Source organism: Shewanella fidelis ATCC BAA-318, from assembly GCF_000518605.1.
In the GTDB taxonomy this organism is placed as follows: domain Bacteria; phylum Pseudomonadota; class Gammaproteobacteria; order Enterobacterales; family Shewanellaceae; genus Shewanella; species Shewanella fidelis.
Map to the genome: position 1 here is coordinate 27,477 of NZ_JADX01000018.1, position 15,458 is coordinate 42,934.

Annotated in this window: 17 protein-coding genes; 14 read left to right on the forward strand and 3 right to left on the reverse strand. The window is 41.7% G+C overall.

What is annotated here, in order from left to right:
• Nucleotides 1-352: 352 nt before the first annotated feature.
• Nucleotides 353-607 (forward strand): YecH family metal-binding protein, encoded by a 255-nt coding sequence (locus L884_RS0109175; RefSeq protein ID WP_028767220.1) that lies wholly within the window; start codon nt 353-355, stop codon nt 605-607.
• Between the two features lie 91 nt (nt 608-698).
• Here the strand turns inward: L884_RS0109175 and L884_RS0109180 are convergent, their stop codons facing one another.
• From L884_RS0109180 to suhB, 3 genes are all read right to left on the reverse strand, one after another.
• Nucleotides 699-995 carry a PilZ domain-containing protein gene (locus L884_RS0109180; RefSeq protein WP_028767221.1) on the reverse strand — a complete coding sequence of 99 codons (297 nt, stop codon included), beginning with the start codon at nt 993-995 and terminating at the stop codon, nt 699-701.
• A 117-nt stretch (nt 996-1,112) separates the two neighbouring features.
• Nucleotides 1,113-1,523, reverse strand: a complete 411-nt coding sequence (locus L884_RS0109190; RefSeq protein ID WP_028767222.1) for a phosphate-starvation-inducible protein PsiE — start codon at nt 1,521-1,523, stop codon at nt 1,113-1,115.
• A 664-nt stretch (nt 1,524-2,187) separates the two neighbouring features.
• Nucleotides 2,188-2,988 carry an inositol-1-monophosphatase gene (gene suhB, locus L884_RS0109195; RefSeq protein WP_028767223.1) on the reverse strand — a complete coding sequence of 267 codons (801 nt, stop codon included), beginning with the start codon at nt 2,986-2,988 and terminating at the stop codon, nt 2,188-2,190.
• A gap of 156 nt (nt 2,989-3,144) precedes the next feature.
• Between suhB and trmJ the strand changes: the two genes are divergently transcribed.
• From trmJ to L884_RS0109260, 13 genes are all read left to right on the forward strand, one after another.
• The gene (gene trmJ / locus L884_RS0109200) at nt 3,145-3,903 is read left to right on the forward strand and encodes a tRNA (cytosine(32)/uridine(32)-2'-O)-methyltransferase TrmJ (RefSeq protein ID WP_028767224.1); all 759 of its coding nucleotides are present in this window, start codon (nt 3,145-3,147) and stop codon (nt 3,901-3,903) included.
• A gap of 22 nt (nt 3,904-3,925) precedes the next feature.
• Nucleotides 3,926-4,747 carry a serine O-acetyltransferase gene (gene cysE / locus L884_RS0109205; protein WP_028767225.1) on the forward strand — a complete coding sequence of 274 codons (822 nt, stop codon included), beginning with the start codon at nt 3,926-3,928 and terminating at the stop codon, nt 4,745-4,747.
• 195 nt (nt 4,748-4,942) lie between these two features.
• On the forward strand, nt 4,943-5,404 hold the full coding sequence (iscR, locus tag L884_RS0109210; protein ID WP_028767226.1) for a Fe-S cluster assembly transcriptional regulator IscR: 462 nt from the start codon (nt 4,943-4,945) through the stop codon (nt 5,402-5,404).
• Nucleotides 5,405-5,486: 82 nt separating this feature from the next.
• Complete coding sequence (locus tag L884_RS0109215; protein ID WP_028767227.1) at nt 5,487-6,701, forward strand: IscS subfamily cysteine desulfurase; 1,215 nt, start codon at nt 5,487-5,489, stop codon at nt 6,699-6,701.
• Nucleotides 6,702-6,742: 41 nt separating this feature from the next.
• Entirely contained in the window at nt 6,743-7,126 is a 384-nt protein-coding gene (gene iscU / locus L884_RS0109220) for a Fe-S cluster assembly scaffold IscU (RefSeq protein ID WP_028767228.1), read from the forward strand.
• A gap of 14 nt (nt 7,127-7,140) precedes the next feature.
• The gene (iscA, locus tag L884_RS0109225; RefSeq protein ID WP_028767229.1) at nt 7,141-7,464 is read left to right on the forward strand and encodes an iron-sulfur cluster assembly protein IscA; all 324 of its coding nucleotides are present in this window, start codon (nt 7,141-7,143) and stop codon (nt 7,462-7,464) included.
• A 19-nt stretch (nt 7,465-7,483) separates the two neighbouring features.
• Nucleotides 7,484-8,008 carry a co-chaperone HscB gene (hscB, locus tag L884_RS0109230; protein WP_028767230.1) on the forward strand — a complete coding sequence of 175 codons (525 nt, stop codon included), beginning with the start codon at nt 7,484-7,486 and terminating at the stop codon, nt 8,006-8,008.
• Nucleotides 8,009-8,078: 70 nt separating this feature from the next.
• Complete coding sequence (hscA, locus tag L884_RS0109235) at nt 8,079-9,941, forward strand: Fe-S protein assembly chaperone HscA (RefSeq protein ID WP_028767231.1); 1,863 nt, start codon at nt 8,079-8,081, stop codon at nt 9,939-9,941.
• A gap of 8 nt (nt 9,942-9,949) precedes the next feature.
• On the forward strand, nt 9,950-10,285 hold the full coding sequence (fdx, locus tag L884_RS0109240) for an ISC system 2Fe-2S type ferredoxin (protein ID WP_028767232.1): 336 nt from the start codon (nt 9,950-9,952) through the stop codon (nt 10,283-10,285).
• 119 nt (nt 10,286-10,404) lie between these two features.
• Nucleotides 10,405-10,602 carry a Fe-S cluster assembly protein IscX gene (gene iscX / locus L884_RS0109245; RefSeq protein WP_028767233.1) on the forward strand — a complete coding sequence of 66 codons (198 nt, stop codon included), beginning with the start codon at nt 10,405-10,407 and terminating at the stop codon, nt 10,600-10,602.
• A gap of 187 nt (nt 10,603-10,789) precedes the next feature.
• Nucleotides 10,790-10,960 carry a hypothetical protein gene (locus tag L884_RS23160; protein WP_169731784.1) on the forward strand — a complete coding sequence of 57 codons (171 nt, stop codon included), beginning with the start codon at nt 10,790-10,792 and terminating at the stop codon, nt 10,958-10,960.
• A gap of 230 nt (nt 10,961-11,190) precedes the next feature.
• Nucleotides 11,191-11,622, forward strand: a complete 432-nt coding sequence (gene ndk, locus L884_RS0109255; RefSeq protein WP_028767234.1) for a nucleoside-diphosphate kinase — start codon at nt 11,191-11,193, stop codon at nt 11,620-11,622.
• A gap of 1,180 nt (nt 11,623-12,802) precedes the next feature.
• Complete coding sequence (locus tag L884_RS0109260; RefSeq protein ID WP_028767235.1) at nt 12,803-15,445, forward strand: TonB-dependent receptor; 2,643 nt, start codon at nt 12,803-12,805, stop codon at nt 15,443-15,445.
• The last annotated feature ends 13 nt before the right edge of the window (nt 15,446-15,458 follow it).

Here is a 15,458-nt window from a genome sequence, read left to right on the forward strand (position 1 = left end):
CTCTTAATAAACAAAGAGGAACCTTGAACCTAGTTCAACTATGCTCTTCGCTCGTTGTAAACCACATGGTCTTATATGTTCCAGACATTAATAAGACATTTCCTCCATCCATGGGGGGCAGATGTGGTGAATGTCATCAAAGCAGGAGTAGTTAATTACCTTGCCTCAAAACAGCTAAACTCTCGCTGAGTGACTAAATGTTTATATTGATTGGTATCAATATAAGCTCACTTAGCTAAATCTACCTAGATAATTTTGGTTGTTTTGATATGACTGCCAAGCAGATCAAAGTTTTCAACAGCAATATGGCGTATAAGGTGTTTAATATATGCAGCTTAATGAGATAAATGTAATGTCACAACCAACACTTGATTCAATTCATGGCCATAAGGTGATGGAGCTTATGCTTGCGCACGGGCAATCGCTAACAAAAGACGCATTGAAATCACTGATGCAACAAACCTTTGGCGAGCAAGCTCGTTATCATACTTGCTCAGCATCTGAGATGGACGCAGACGCGCTAATTGAGTTTCTTGAGAAAAAGGGCAAATTCATTCACTCTGATGACGGCATTGCAACTGCGGCAGACCGTATTTGTAATCACTAAAATAAAGCCCGCTGATGCGGGCTTTTTATATTTGATAGCGACTACGTTGACTACTCAGTATTGGCCGAATTGGTGTATTCGACAAACGATATCAAATCAGTTGTAAGGCGACGTTAAAACAGGTGTCTGCTATTTGTGTACAGCGGCAAACCTGACCTTTAACTTGGTTTTCATTATCCATATCAGGATTAAATGTCACGGCAATCAAAGTGCCTAAAGGCATTGATTGATTGCATTGTAGTAAAGCGCCTTTACGAGATAAATCGATACAAAGTGCAAAGCTTGGCTTGGTAATTACATCAAGTTCGCTTTGTATGCTGATTAAGACCTTTTCAGATTCCATATCTACTCGAGTAGATTGACGTCTATCTTCTCTATAATTTTCCATGAGCGCTAATCCTTGAGTCCATCATTTAAGTCGATATTAACAGTAAATAATACAACTGAGTCAATAACAAAAGCTGCAGAGACAAAAAAGCCCAAAGCAGTGCTTTGGGCTTTTTGATTATTTCTCTTCTTCGTCATTAGGGCGAGGATAGGGGAGTTTTAGTTGTCCCCAGCGGATCACAATCACCGTGGCTGCTAACACTAATGTTGATAAGGATATTGCGATAATTCGCCAATCATCCATGGCTTTCATATCTAAAATGAGATAACGCGCTAGCGCAACAATGGCAATGTACAAAGGCATACGGATCGGCAGTTTACCTGACTCGGCGTAGTGCGACACCATTGCCAGTACTTCAAGGTAGATAAACAGTAATAGCAAGTCAGCAAGTGCAACAGCACCCACATCAAAAATATGTTTAATCTCTTGGCCAATCGCTACAACAGTGGCGATAGCAATAATAATAAGTACTAGATGTTCTATGGCCTTAATACTGGTAATGCCATATTTTCGATACATTTTATCCATGATGCTCCCTAATGCAGTCGTTTGATAAAGGGTATCAGCAAATCAAAAAAATGTGACATTATCGATGTGATGTTATTCACAATGTGGATGGATATTTTTCTCTTGCCAAGTCAATTAAATACAAATAGTAAATTAGATGTTTTGATTTGCTAAGGCTAGATAACGGATTGTGTCATTACTAAACGCTTTAAAATCAATTGTATCGACAACAGCGAGTGAGTGTAATGCCAATCGCGATAAGAAGTTGATCGACTCAGAGCGATTTTTGGCAAACTAATTCAAGCCGACTAGCTGTAATAATGCTTATACCAATCAGTACAAGAATTTGATCAACTCAGAGCGGTTTTTGGCAAACTAATTCAAGGCGAATAGCTGCAATAATGGTTATTCCCTTATAAAGCTAATCAACGCAGAAGTAGGCAGCCAAAAACGCTCCAGAATGGCGAGTTTTAGCGATTCTGATGCTGTGTTAACGACCTTGAACGTAGAGCAACTATGCTCTTCGCTCGTTGCCTTGCCTCAAAACCGCTAAACTCTCGCTGAGTGACTAAATATTTATACTGATTGGTATTATTCCCTTAAAAGCTAATCAACGCAGAAGTCGGCAGCCCAAAACGCAGATATAAAAAAACCGCCCTTAGGCGGTTTTTATGTAAAGCGTCAATTAACGCTTAAGTGCTTCGCTCAATAATGGGCGGAAAGACTTAACTAATGCAGTTGTTGTCTTTGGAGAGCCAGCAACAATGTTGCCTGAAATTAGATAGTTGTGGTTACCAGTGAAATCAGTAACAGTACCGCCTGCTTCGCGAACGATTAGATCGCCTGCAGCGATATCCCATGGTTTTAGACCAATTTCAAAGAAACCATCAACGCGGCCAGCAGCTAGGTAAGCTAGATCAAGTGCTGCAGAACCTGCACGACGTACGTCAGCTGCTTGAGTGAAAGCAGTTGCAAATAACTTCATGTAAGTTTCAGTGTGTTGCTTAGCTTTGAATGGGAAACCAGTAGCAATGATAGTTTCGTCTAAATCTTTGTTCGCTACACGGATACGGAAATCGTTAAGTTTAGCAAACTTACCACGAACAGCAGAGAATAGTTCATCACGGATTGGATCGTAAACAACAGCGACTTCCGTTTTGCCTTTATATTGCATAGCAATAGAAACAGCAAAATGAGGAATGCCTCTTACGAAGTTGCTAGTGCCATCCAGAGGGTCAACAATCCATACGTAGTCTTTATTCGTTCCTTTGTTCTCACCACTTTCTTCACCAACAATAGTGTGGTCTGGGTAAGATTTACGGATCTGGTACGTGATTGCAGCTTCAGCTTCCTTGTCTACGTTAGTCACGTAGTCGTTAATACCTTTAGAACTGACTTCAACTCGGTCTAGTTCTGCATAGGCACGCAAAATCGTTTGGCCGGCAGCGCGAGCGGCGCGCACAGCAATAGTATGCATTGGAAGCATTGCAAATCCCCTGGATGTAAAAGAACGGATATAAATTATCGGAGGCGGATTATACGCTATTTTGCCGTTATATCAAATGCTGATTTTTGTATAAGCAAAATGAGCCGCTTGTGGTAACATTCTTTCACGTGTTCTTTCAAAAAAATAAGTAGTTTCATGCTCAGCAATATTCGCGTAGTTCTAGTCGGTACTTCCCACCCAGGGAATATAGGTTCAACAGCCCGTGCAATGAAAACCATGGGGTTATCCAATTTATATTTAGCTGAGCCAAAGGTTGAGCCTGATGGTCATTCAATTGCGTTGGCTGCGGGGGCATCTGATATCCTAAAGCATGCAATTACAGTGGGCTCAGTAGAAGAAGCGATTGCCGATTGTAGTTTAGTGATTGCTACAAGTGCACGTAGTCGTACATTAGACTGGCCAATGCTAGAGCCGCGTGAAGCGGGCGAGAAGCTAGTTGCCTCTGCGCTTAATGGTCCAGTAGCAATTGTATTTGGTCGTGAGAATAACGGCCTAACAAATGAAGAGCTTCAGCGTTGTGATTACCATGTAGCTATTCCTGCTAATCCTGAGTATACCTCGCTAAACTTAGCGCAAGCGGTGCAGATTATTTGTTATGAGGCGCGCGTAGCGCATTTAGCGCAAGAAGCAAACACGACAGGTGCTGCAGAGCAAAGCGAAGATAATGAACAAGACTTCTCATCATCTAAAGAGCGTGAAAACTTTTTTGAACATTTAGAAACGACATTATCATCGACTAACTTCATTATTAAAAATCATCCGGGACAGGTTATGACTAAGCTGCGTCGCTTGTTTAGCCGAACCCGTATTGAACGTCAAGAGATGAACATTTTGCGTGGCATTTTGACTTCGATTGATAGAGTCGTTGCTAAAAACGAGACTACAGATAAATAAGTGCGAGAAGGGAAATAGCTAAATGGGTGTTATCGCAAGACTGAAAGACGACATAGCCTCTATTTACCATAGAGATCCAGCCGCTAACGGAACGATTGAGATCCTGTTCAATTATCCGGGTATGCAGGCAATTTGGATCCATAGGGTAAGTAATAAACTGTGGGTTAGAAATTGGCGACTTTCAGCGCGATGTTTATCGACATTTTCACGTTGGCTAACCGGAGTTGAAATTCATCCGGGGGCAACCATTGGTGATCGATTTTTTATTGACCACGGTATGGGGGTCGTCATTGGTGAAACGGCACAGATTGGCAATGATTGTACCCTTTATCATGGTGTAACACTCGGTGGTACAACTTGGCAGGCAGGTAAACGTCACCCAACATTAGGTAATAATGTGGTGATTGGTGCAGGGGCTAAAATCTTAGGCCCTATCACCATGAACGATGGCGCACGAGTTGGCTCTAACTCTGTAGTTGTAAAAGATGTACCAGCCGATACTACCGTTGTCGGCATTCCCGGCCGAGTGGTGGCAACACCATCAGCACAATCGAAAGAAACCTCACAACGCCGCACAGAAATGGCCAAGAAATACGGTTTCGATGCCTATGCGGTTTCGCCTGACAACCCAGATCCGGTTGCTAACGCAATTGGGCAAATGCTCGATCACATGCATTTAATGGATTCGAAAGTACAAGAAGTGTGTCAGGCTGTGCAAAATATGGGCGGAAGCGTCTGCACAGAGAAGCTGCCAGAGCTTGATGTAGAAGATTTTAGCGAAGCAGAATTAGCGGCAGCGCAGAAGCGTCAGAAGTCATTAGATGAGTTTGATCCCATTATCTAGCAGAATGTGCGTTTAAAATCACAAATGCCATTGAATCTTGCCTAATAAACAGGTTAAATACCCCAGCAAAATGACGGGGTATTTATTTCCTGTCATGATCCTATTAATACCTGACCAAAACGCTAGGTTTTATACTTGACTAAAATAGTCGGGTATGTTGAAATTAGCCTATGCTTTTTTGGGAGACGTAGTAGCATGAAACTTACATCGAAAGGTCGGTACGCAGTCACAGCAATGTTAGATGTTGCTATGCATTCAACCAATGGTCCTGTGCCATTAGCCGATATTTCTGAGCGTCAAGGGATCTCTCTATCTTACCTAGAACAACTCTTTGCAAAACTTAGAAAAAACGGCTTGGTTTCAAGCGTACGTGGCCCAGGTGGTGGATATCGCCTAGGTACAGACGCATGTGAGATCTCAGTTGGTATGGTTGTACGTGCGGTTGATGAGTCCGTCGATGCAACACGTTGTCAAGGTCAGGGAAACTGCCAGAGTGGAACGCGATGTTTAACCCATTCTCTTTGGGGAGACTTAAGTAATCAAATCTCCGATTTTTTGAATGGCATATCGTTAGCAGGATTAATGCACAAAAGAGATGTGCAGTTTATCTCCGTTAAACAGGATAAATTGCAGCAGGAGCAAAGACTTAGCATTTAGCAGTTTTTGTGAACTATATAAAAATTATTTTTTGTACGTTGTAAGTGGTCTCCGCTAGAGGCTACAAAGTACGGAGTGTGTGATGAAGCTACCTATCTATCTAGATTATGCTGCGACGACGCCGGTTGATCCTCGCGTTGCAGAGAAAATGATGAAGTGTATGACAATGGACGGCATTTTTGGTAATCCAGCGTCTCGTTCTCACCGTTACGGCTGGCAAGCTGAAGAAGCTGTTGATATTGCGCGTAACCAAATTGCTGATCTTATCAATGCTGACCCACGTGAAATTGTTTTCACATCTGGTGCAACTGAGTCTGACAACCTTGCAATTAAAGGTGTAGCTCACTTCTACCACAAGAAAGGCAAGCACATCATCACCAGTAAGACAGAGCACAAAGCTGTGCTAGATACTTGTCGCCAACTTGAGCGTGAAGGTTATGAAGTGACTTATCTTCAGCCTGAGCCAAGTGGTCTAATTCCAGTTGCTATGATTGAAGCCGCTATGCGTGAAGACACGATTTTAGTGAGCATCATGCAAGTGAACAATGAAATCGGTGTTATCCAAGATATCGATGCCATCGGCGAGCTATGCCGTTCACGTAAAATTGTATTCCATGTTGATGCAGCGCAAAGCGCAGGCAAAATGCCGATTGATGTGCAAAAGACTAAAGTCGACTTGCTATCAATCTCAGGCCACAAAATGTATGGGCCTAAAGGTATTGGTGCACTATACGTAAGCCGTAAGCCACGTATTCGTCTAGAAGCAGCAATGCACGGTGGTGGACACGAGCGTGGTATGCGCAGTGGTACCCTTGCAACTCACCAAATCGTGGGTATGGGTGAAGCGGCTGCAATTGCAAAAGCTGATATGGAAGTGGATAACGAGCGTATTCGCCGTTTACGTGACAAGCTTTGGAATGGCATTAATCACATTGAAGAAACATATATCAATGGTGATATTGAAAACAGTGCTTGTGGCAGCTTAAACGTGAGCTTCAACTTTGTTGAAGGTGAGTCATTAATGATGGCACTTAAAGATCTAGCTGTTTCATCAGGTTCAGCTTGTACTTCAGCCAGCCTAGAGCCTAGCTACGTGTTACGTGCCTTGGGTCTGAATGACGAGATGGCGCATAGCTCAATTCGATTCTCAATCGGTCGTTTCACGACAGATGAAGAGATCGACCATGCAATAGAAACGATTAAAGAATCTATTGGTAATTTAAGGGAAATGTCTCCGCTTTGGGAAATGTTCAAAGACGGTATCGATCTGGACACTGTTCAGTGGGCACATCACTAACCCTTAACTTAATTCACGAATAGATAAATTGGAGTTGTATCATGGCTTATAGCGAAAAAGTAATTGATCATTATGAGAACCCACGTAACGTTGGTTCATTTGATAAAAATGATCCGTCAGTTGTAACTGGCATGGTAGGTGCACCAGCGTGTGGTGACGTAATGAAGCTACAACTGCGCATTGACGATAACGGTATTATTGAAGACGCTAAGTTCAAAACTTACGGTTGCGGCAGTGCTATCGCGTCTAGCTCACTAGTAACAGAGTGGGTTAAAGGTAAGACAATTGAAGAAGCTGGTGCGATTAAAAATACTGATATCGCGGAAGAGTTAGCATTACCGCCAGTGAAAATTCATTGCTCAATTTTGGCTGAAGACGCGATTAAAGCCGCTCTTGAAGAGTACAAAACTAAGCAATCTAAGTAATACCTGGAGTTAAGATGGCAATTAGTATCACTCCCGCTGCGGCTGATCGAGTTAAGAGTTTCTTAGCTAGCCGCGGCAAAGGTTTAGGCTTACGTTTAGGGCTTAAGACATCCGGTTGTTCTGGTATGGCTTATGTGCTTGAGTTTGTTGATGACCTGAATGACGACGATGAAGTGTATGACGTTGATGGTGTAAAAATTATTATTGACGCCAAAAGCTTTATCTATCTTCAAGGGATTGAGTTGGACTTTGTTAAAGAAGGTCTAAACGAAGGTTTCCAATTTAATAACCCTAATGCGAAAGGTGAATGTGGCTGCGGTGAGAGTTTTACCGTTTAAGTCACTTAAAAGTTAAACTATGAATTATTTCGAGCTGTTTAGTTTACTTCCTTCCTATGATGTCGACACCGCCTTACTTGCAGATCGCTACCGCGAGCTGCAAAGGGCGGTTCATCCCGACAAATTTGCCAACGCGAGTGAGCAAGATAAGCGCCTTTCAGTGCAACGTACTGCGCAAATCAACGATGCTTTTCAAACGCTTAAGAACCCAATCCAACGTGCTGAACACTTGTTAGCATTGAAAGGGGTTGAACTGAGCCACGAATCGACCACGCTAAAAGATACACAATTTTTAATGCAGCAGATGGAATGGCGCGAAGCGTTAGAAGATATCGCTGATAGCAATGCACCTGAAGATGATATAGCAGCGTTATATGACTCATTTGAGCAATACGCTAAACAGATCACAGCAGAGCTGAAAGTGTTACTGATTAGCGATGTTGAAGTTGATCATTTGCAGGCGGCAGATCAAATTCGTAAACTCAAGTTTATGGCAAAATTACAAGACGAGTTGACTAGGGTGGAAGACTCACTCTTTGATTAGTCAGCGGCGTTAATTTTATAATATTGTTGGCTCAAGTTTTTGAGCCAACATTTTTTTAAGTTGGATATTTATGGCACTTTTGCAGATAGCAGAGCCTGGACAGAGCGCTGCTCCCCACCAACATCGTCTCGCAGTCGGGATCGATTTAGGCACCACTAACTCACTTGTTGCTGCGGTTCGTAGTGGCGTTGCGAACACTTTACCTGACGAAGATGATAAACACGCTTTGCCTTCAGTAGTTCGATACACTCAAGACGGCGTACAAGTTGGTCTTGAAGCTGAAGCGTTTTCTGCTCAAGACCCACAAAATACCATTGTATCTGTTAAGCGTTTTATGGGTCGTAGCCTTGCTGATATTCAGTCTGGTTCACAGGCATTTGCTTATGAGTTCGAGTCAAGTGAAAACGGTTTACCCATTTTTGTGACGCCGGCCGGTAAGGTTAACCCGGTACAAGTTTCAGCAGAGATTTTAAAACCACTGGTTGCTCGTGCAGAATCAACACTGGGTGGCACGCTTGAAGGTGTGGTTATCACAGTTCCTGCTTATTTTGATGATGCACAACGTCAAGGCACCAAAGATGCTGCAGCGCTTCTTGGTGTGAAGGTGCTACGCCTGTTAAATGAGCCTACAGCAGCAGCAATTGCCTATGGTCTAGATTCAGGTAAAGAGGGCGTTATCGCCGTTTATGATCTCGGTGGTGGTACCTTTGATATTTCAATTTTACGCTTGAATAAAGGCGTATTTGAAGTGTTAGCGACAGGCGGTGATTCCGCTTTAGGTGGCGATGACTTTGATCATGCACTGCAAGCTTACTTAATTGAACAATGGCAGTTAACTGATGTTAGCGCGAGCCTCAATCGAAAAATACAGATCGAAGCACGTCGCATTAAAGAAGCATTAACTGATGCAGCTGAAATAACAGCAACAGTCGTAGATGACAATGGCAGTGAGTTGTCGCTAGCGATTAGTCGCGAGCTTTTTGACAGTTTAATTAGCAAGCTTGTAAAGAAAACCATTGCAAGTTGCCGCCGTGCCTTACGCGACGCGGATGTCACTAGTGACGAAGTACTTGAAACCGTCATGGTAGGTGGTTCAACTCGTGTACCATTGGTACGCCAAGAAGTTGAAAGCTTTATGGGCAAACAGCCGCTGACTTCAATTGATCCGGATCGTGTCGTTGCTATTGGCGCAGCGATTCAAGCAGATATCTTAGTCGGTAATAAGCCAGAATCTGATTTATTATTACTTGACGTTATTCCGTTATCGCTTGGTATTGAGACCATGGGCGGATTAGTAGAGAAAGTAGTTTCACGTAACACCACAATCCCCGTTGCCCGCGCTCAAGAGTTCACCACTTTTAAAGATGGTCAAACGGCAATGGCATTCCACGTAGTACAAGGTGAGCGTGAGCTGGTGGCAGATTGCCGCTCGCTTGCTAAGTTTACTTTGAAAGGGATCCCGCCACTTGCTGCAGGTGCGGCACACATTCGAGTGACGTTCCAAGTTGATGCGGATGGATTGTTAAGTGTTACTGCGATGGAGAAGTCCACAGGTGTGCAATCAAGTATTCAAGTTAAGCCGTCATTTGGTTTAAGTGATGAAGAAATTGGTAGCATGCTAAAAGACTCTATGGCTAATGCCAAAGACGATATTACTCGCCGTATGCTAGCTGAAAAGCAGGTAGAGGCAGCCCGTGTTCTTGAGTCGCTTAATGCCGCACTCAATAAAGACGGTGATTTACTATCAGACGATGAACGCTCTGCGATCCAAGCTGATATGGCATCACTTGCACAAACTGCAAGCGCAGACGATGCTGATGCGATTGAACAGGCTATTGAAGCACTAGATACAGCGACGCAGGACTTTGCTGCTAAGCGTATGGATAATTCAATCAGACTAGCCCTAAAAGGCCAGTCGGTTGACAATATATAGGTAAGGTTATGCCACAAATTGTATTTTTACCCCATGAAGAGTTATGTCCAGATGGCGCAGTTGTTGAGGCGAACGTCGGCGAAACCGTATTAGACGTTGCACTACGCAATGGTATTCATATTGAGCATGCTTGTGAAAAGTCATGTGCTTGTACAACTTGCCATGTGATCATTCGTGAAGGCTTTGATGAGTTAGAAGAAAGCGATGAGCTTGAAGATGACATGTTAGATAAGGCATGGGGTTTAGAGCCTGAAAGCCGTTTGTCTTGTCAGTCTCGCGTGCCTGAAGCAGATCTTGTGGTGGATATTCCTAAGTACACCATTAATATGGTGAGTGAAGGCTAGGCATTTAGCCGACATGCTTAGTGATTTGAAAGCCAGTAGTTAGCGCTACTGGCTTTTTTGTATCTGCAGTTTTTATGGTTCGGCTATACTGATTGGTATAAATTCTGAGGAAAAGCACTATGACACTGAAATGGGTAGATTCACTTGAAATCGCTTTAGAGCTGTTAGAGCAATATCCAGATGTTGAGCCAGAAACCATTCGTTTTACCGATCTCAATCAGTGGGTATTGGCTTTAGATTGTTTTGATGATGATCCTAGTCACTGCAATGAGCGGGTACTTGAGGCGATTCAAGCCAATTGGATTGCTGAAAAATAGGACATCTTGACAATACGCATAGCATAAGTGTGATCTCGATCGAGCTTGTTGATTGTTGAGTGAGCAATTACGCTTGCAGTTGATCCGCATCAAGTGTATTCGCAAAATTTGTTCTAAATTGGAGTCTTACCTTGTTAGTTCCAGATACAAGCTTTATTTTGCGTTAATTATAAAAAGGGATGTTGGAATGCATAAGTTACTATTATTAATCACAATATTTTTGTCTCCAAGCATTGCGTTTGCTCATGAAGGTCATGGTGGAGTAGGTTTGTTTCATCATTTCGTCGACTTAGCGCCAGCTCTAGGATTATTAGTGGTTATTGCTGCTGGTTTAATGTGGGTTAAGAACCGTAAGTAATATTGTGATAAACGATTGGCTAATTTAGTTGGTCAATCGTTTAGTCTTAGTTAATTTAGCGGCTTTTTAAGCAAAGCAGTGTCCGCTAAATGTGACGCATCTATAGTTTTTCCCTCAAGATATCAGACTTATCTCAATAAGATGGCGGTTTTAGGGTAGGCAATAGCCCTATAATTTCGTATAATCCGCGCGAAAATTAAAACCCCCTATATTCAAGAAGGAAGCTTTTCATGGCTATCGAACGTACTTTTTCTATCATTAAGCCTGATGCTGTTGCAAAAAACAACATTGGTGCTATCTATAACCGTTTTGAAACGGCTGGCCTGAAAATCATCGCTTCTAAAATGATTCACCTAAGCCAAGAGCAAGCTGAAGGCTTCTACGCTGAGCACAGCGAGCGTCCTTTCTTTGGTGCACTAGTTGCGTTCATGACTTCTGGTCCTATCATGGTTCAAGTTCTTGAAGGTGAAAATGCTGTTCTTGCACACCGTGAAATTCTAGGTGCTACTAACCCAGCTGAAGCTGCAGAAGGCACAATTCGCGCAGATTTCGCAGAAAGCATCGACGAGAACGCTGCTCACGGTTCTGACTCATTAGCATCTGCTGAGCGCGAAGTAGCATACTTCTTCAGCGCTGAAGAGCTATGCCCACGCACTCGTTAATTCGAATGTGTTAAACAACAAAGGAGCCATTTGGCTCCTTTTTTGTTTTCAGTGGTTGTATTAGCTCGTCAATTGCACCAATCATGACTGTAGGTTGGTACCTTGCTTCAGAATAGCCGTACTGTCAGTACTATCACGATAAAGCCGTTAGGCTTTTGCAAGAGACAGACATTTATTTAATGGTAAAGCCAGTTACTGTCCGGTATTGCTCACTTCAATATGTCAAACCAAACCATCTCTCAAGAGTGTCTGCTTCTTCCTACCACAACTCCCGAGCAACCAGTGCAAGCTTAGATGAGAAGTAACAAAGTCACAGCATATTTTGGTGCCAAGTGGGTAGTCTAAGTTAGTAATTTATCGACGATAAGGAGGTGCTGGCTTTGAGATTAGTGTTTTTGCCTCTAGCTAGCCCATGTTATCGAATGTGCAACTAACTGCAATTTTTAGCTTTAGCAAACTATTATATTTGTCTTGATTGAATCTGTAGCTATTTGATTGCTTTATTTGTTGAATTAATCATTAATTCTTCTGTTTTTTATTAACAGTTATGGTGGTGGGAAAGTTTTAATTCTATAGAGCTCCACATATTAAAAGCATAAAACTACCTTTTTTGTCACATTTGTTTTTTAAATGTTAACTCTTTTTTTTGGGAGACACGTTATTTTATAGAATGAAAAATGAAACGTAGGATTAAATATTGCTGATACATACAGTGTCATTTGTAATGAATATGTTTATTTTGTATTGCGTGTTTTTTAACACCTTTCTTGTGGTTTCTTTGAACTGACTTTTAAGCCTAAGCCACTGTTGATGAGGTTTTTAGGTTTTTTTAATAGAGTTATCGTTAATTGGGTTGTTAATTTTGGTTAACAATTACCGCTATTTTGTAACATCTCAAGATTAATGCTGTTGTTAAAATTATGAAGTTTTATAATTTACTAATTACAACGCTTTGTGCAAATAAGTTACTGTTTTTCATATATATATTGTTTTTTGTATTAATGTGTTGTTAAGGTTTTTGTATCAATTAATATCTTTATCGTTATTTTTGTGTTGTCACTGTTGACATAAAAGTTAAATTTAAACAGTATTTAAACCAGAGGCGTTAACCGTCCGTTTAAATAAAAATAAAATAAATTTAACTATTCCAGTTTTATCTTTTGGAATTGAGGGAATTAATATGAGCTCTGTATCATTAACAGCAAAAGCTATTCGTAGAAGCTTTATTGCAGCAGCGGCAACAAGCGTTGCTTTATCTGGATTAGCATATGCAGAAGAAGCGGCAGATGAAAAAGTAGAACGTATTGAAGTAACTGGCTCGCGTATTAAGCAAGTCGATATGGAAACTGTTTCTCCAGTTACAGTTATTAACGCAGCAGATATTGCTATGACTGGTGAGAAAACAGTAGCAGACGTATTAAACAACTCTGCTATTAATAGCTTTGGTTCATGGCGTGGTACGTCAGGTTATGGCGCTGGCGCGAGTTCAACAAGCAGCGTTAACCTTCGTGGTTTAGGCTCTTCTGCCACATTAGTATTACTAGATGGCCGCCGTATGCCGGGTACTAGTTCAAGCTCTGGCTCAGTTGCTGATACCTCTTCGATCCCAATGGCAATTGTTGAAAGAATTGAAATCCTCCGTGATGGTGCTTCTGCAGTTTATGGTTCTGACGCGGTAGCCGGTGTTGTGAACATTATTACCAAAAAGAATTTTGACGGTGTTCAACTAGACTATAGTGCTGAGCTTCCAAGCATTGACGGTGGTGATGCGAATCGTTTATCTATCGCAACGGGGTATAACACTGATAGAGGCAATATCACACTAACCTATGAATACTACGGTACTGACGCGGTAATGGATCGTGATATCTGGAACATGGATGATCCGACTTACAATGCTTATAGTAGCTTTAGTTCAGTGCCTAACTATCAGACTGCTTCTGGTTGGGGAAGTAACTTAGAAACTTGTGCTGAAACAGAAAATGTTGTTAAAGATGATCATGGTCGCTGTTTATATAGCTATGGTGAAGTGACAAAGCTTTTTGGTGATGTAACTCGTAACTCTTTATTGTCAAACTTCAATTATGAAATTACTGGTAATCTTGAGTTTAGAGGTCGTGCGTCAGCATCTTTGGCAGACACTGAAACTCGTTATGCCGGTACACCAGTTTCGACCAATATACCAACGATGAGTAAAGACAATATCTATAACCCAACAGGTGAAGATATTACTCAAATTCGTATGCGTTCAGTGCAACTTGGTGAGCGTGATACGCTAACTGAAACCAATAGCTTTGATATTTTAGCAGGCTTAGTTGGCTATATTGAAGTTGGGAACGGTCTAGATTGGGAAGCGAATGTTCAGCATTCAACATCAACAACCAACTCATTTAACTATAACTTAGTAAACGACAATTTAATCCAGCAGGGGATTGATTCAGAGCAGTACGACATCTTTAATACAACAAACATGAGTTACGAAGACTGGAATCAGCAGATGACAGATCTATACCGTAGCGCAGCTCATACCGGTGTTTACCAAGGTAAGTTTGAAAGTACTCAAATTGATGGTCTAGTATCGACTTTGATCATGGAAAAAGATGATTTCAGCTTAGCGATGGTAGCTGGTGCTGAATATGAAATGATTGATTTTAAACAGACTAGTGATCCTGAATCAGCAGCGGGTATCATCTCAGGTGGTTCTGGTGGTGATGATGTCGATGCTACTCGTGATCGTACTGCCGGTTATGTTGAGCTACAAATGGGTTTACCAGCAAACTTTGAAGTTTCTGCAGCTGTTCGTTATGAACGTTATGAGCAAGAAGGTTCTTTGACCGGCGCTACAGGTGAAGTTGTTAACTCATCTACATTTGATGCTGTTGTTCCTAAGTTTGGTTTAAGCTGGCGTCCAGTTGATTCGTTATTACTACGTGCGAGCTATGGTGATTCTTTCCGTGCGCCGAACATGGGTGAAATGTTCTCATCGCAATCTTTAAGCTTTGAAAGTTCAGTTGATAACCTATGGTGTAATACTCCAGGTAATGTTGATCCAACATACTGTAATCCAAATAATCAACATAAAACTTGGTTTGGTGGTAATCCAGATCTAGAAGCAGAAGAAGGTAACTCGTTTACAGTTGGTGGTGTATGGAACGTTACTGATGATTGGAACATTGAGCTTTCTTACTACGCAATTACTTATGATAATAAGATTGAATCTGTTGATGTTGACGATATCTTACGCGATGAATTACGTGAAGGTTCATCTCCATATGTAACACGTGGCCCTGATGGAAAGATTCAATATATTGAGTCAGGTGTTCGTAACATTGCAACCGTTGAAACTTCTGGCTTAGATTTTGTAACTGCATACAACCTAGAAACAGGCCTTGGTGATTTCAACTTTAAAGTTGATGTATCTCATGTTTTAGACTTTAAAAAGCAAGATGATGCAGAATCAGCGATGATTGATTATGCTGGGGTGACAGATACTCCAGATTGGCGTGGTAACTTTGTTGCATCATGGTCTTACGATGACTATCAAGCGGCGTGGACCACAGTATACATTGGTAGTCAATCAGCAGAGTACTATCGTGAATTGAGTGATTGGGATGGCTATGAAGATTATGCTAGCTACTTTAAGCATAACGTACAATTTGCTTATAACCATTCATTAAATGGCTCAATCACAGTAGGTGTTAATAACTTGTTTGATGCTGAAGCACCGAACTACTATAACTACGCTGATTATCGTGACGTAAATGTAGGCCTATATGATGTAATTGGTCGTACTTATTATGTAAGACTTAGCCAAAGATTCTAAGTTTAGCCATAAA

Coding starts and splice junctions, on each gene's coding strand:
- iscU (WP_028767228.1), top strand. CDS start 6,743: ATGGCTTATAGCGAAAAAGTAATTGATCATTATGAGAACCCACGTAAC.
- L884_RS0109260 (WP_028767235.1), top strand. CDS start 12,803: ATGAGCTCTGTATCATTAACAGCAAAAGCTATTCGTAGAAGCTTTATT.
- hscA (WP_028767231.1), top strand. CDS start 8,079: ATGGCACTTTTGCAGATAGCAGAGCCTGGACAGAGCGCTGCTCCCCAC.
- L884_RS0109180 (WP_028767221.1), bottom strand. CDS start 995: ATGGAAAATTATAGAGAAGATAGACGTCAATCTACTCGAGTAGATATG.
- cysE (WP_028767225.1), top strand. CDS start 3,926: ATGGGTGTTATCGCAAGACTGAAAGACGACATAGCCTCTATTTACCAT.
- suhB (WP_028767223.1), bottom strand. CDS start 2,988: ATGCTTCCAATGCATACTATTGCTGTGCGCGCCGCTCGCGCTGCCGGC.
- hscB (WP_028767230.1), top strand. CDS start 7,484: ATGAATTATTTCGAGCTGTTTAGTTTACTTCCTTCCTATGATGTCGAC.
- fdx (WP_028767232.1), top strand. CDS start 9,950: ATGCCACAAATTGTATTTTTACCCCATGAAGAGTTATGTCCAGATGGC.
- L884_RS0109215 (WP_028767227.1), top strand. CDS start 5,487: ATGAAGCTACCTATCTATCTAGATTATGCTGCGACGACGCCGGTTGAT.
- L884_RS0109190 (WP_028767222.1), bottom strand. CDS start 1,523: ATGGATAAAATGTATCGAAAATATGGCATTACCAGTATTAAGGCCATA.
- L884_RS23160 (WP_169731784.1), top strand. CDS start 10,790: ATGCATAAGTTACTATTATTAATCACAATATTTTTGTCTCCAAGCATT.
- iscX (WP_028767233.1), top strand. CDS start 10,405: ATGACACTGAAATGGGTAGATTCACTTGAAATCGCTTTAGAGCTGTTA.
- L884_RS0109175 (WP_028767220.1), top strand. CDS start 353: ATGTCACAACCAACACTTGATTCAATTCATGGCCATAAGGTGATGGAG.
- iscA (WP_028767229.1), top strand. CDS start 7,141: ATGGCAATTAGTATCACTCCCGCTGCGGCTGATCGAGTTAAGAGTTTC.
- ndk (WP_028767234.1), top strand. CDS start 11,191: ATGGCTATCGAACGTACTTTTTCTATCATTAAGCCTGATGCTGTTGCA.
- trmJ (WP_028767224.1), top strand. CDS start 3,145: ATGCTCAGCAATATTCGCGTAGTTCTAGTCGGTACTTCCCACCCAGGG.
- iscR (WP_028767226.1), top strand. CDS start 4,943: ATGAAACTTACATCGAAAGGTCGGTACGCAGTCACAGCAATGTTAGAT.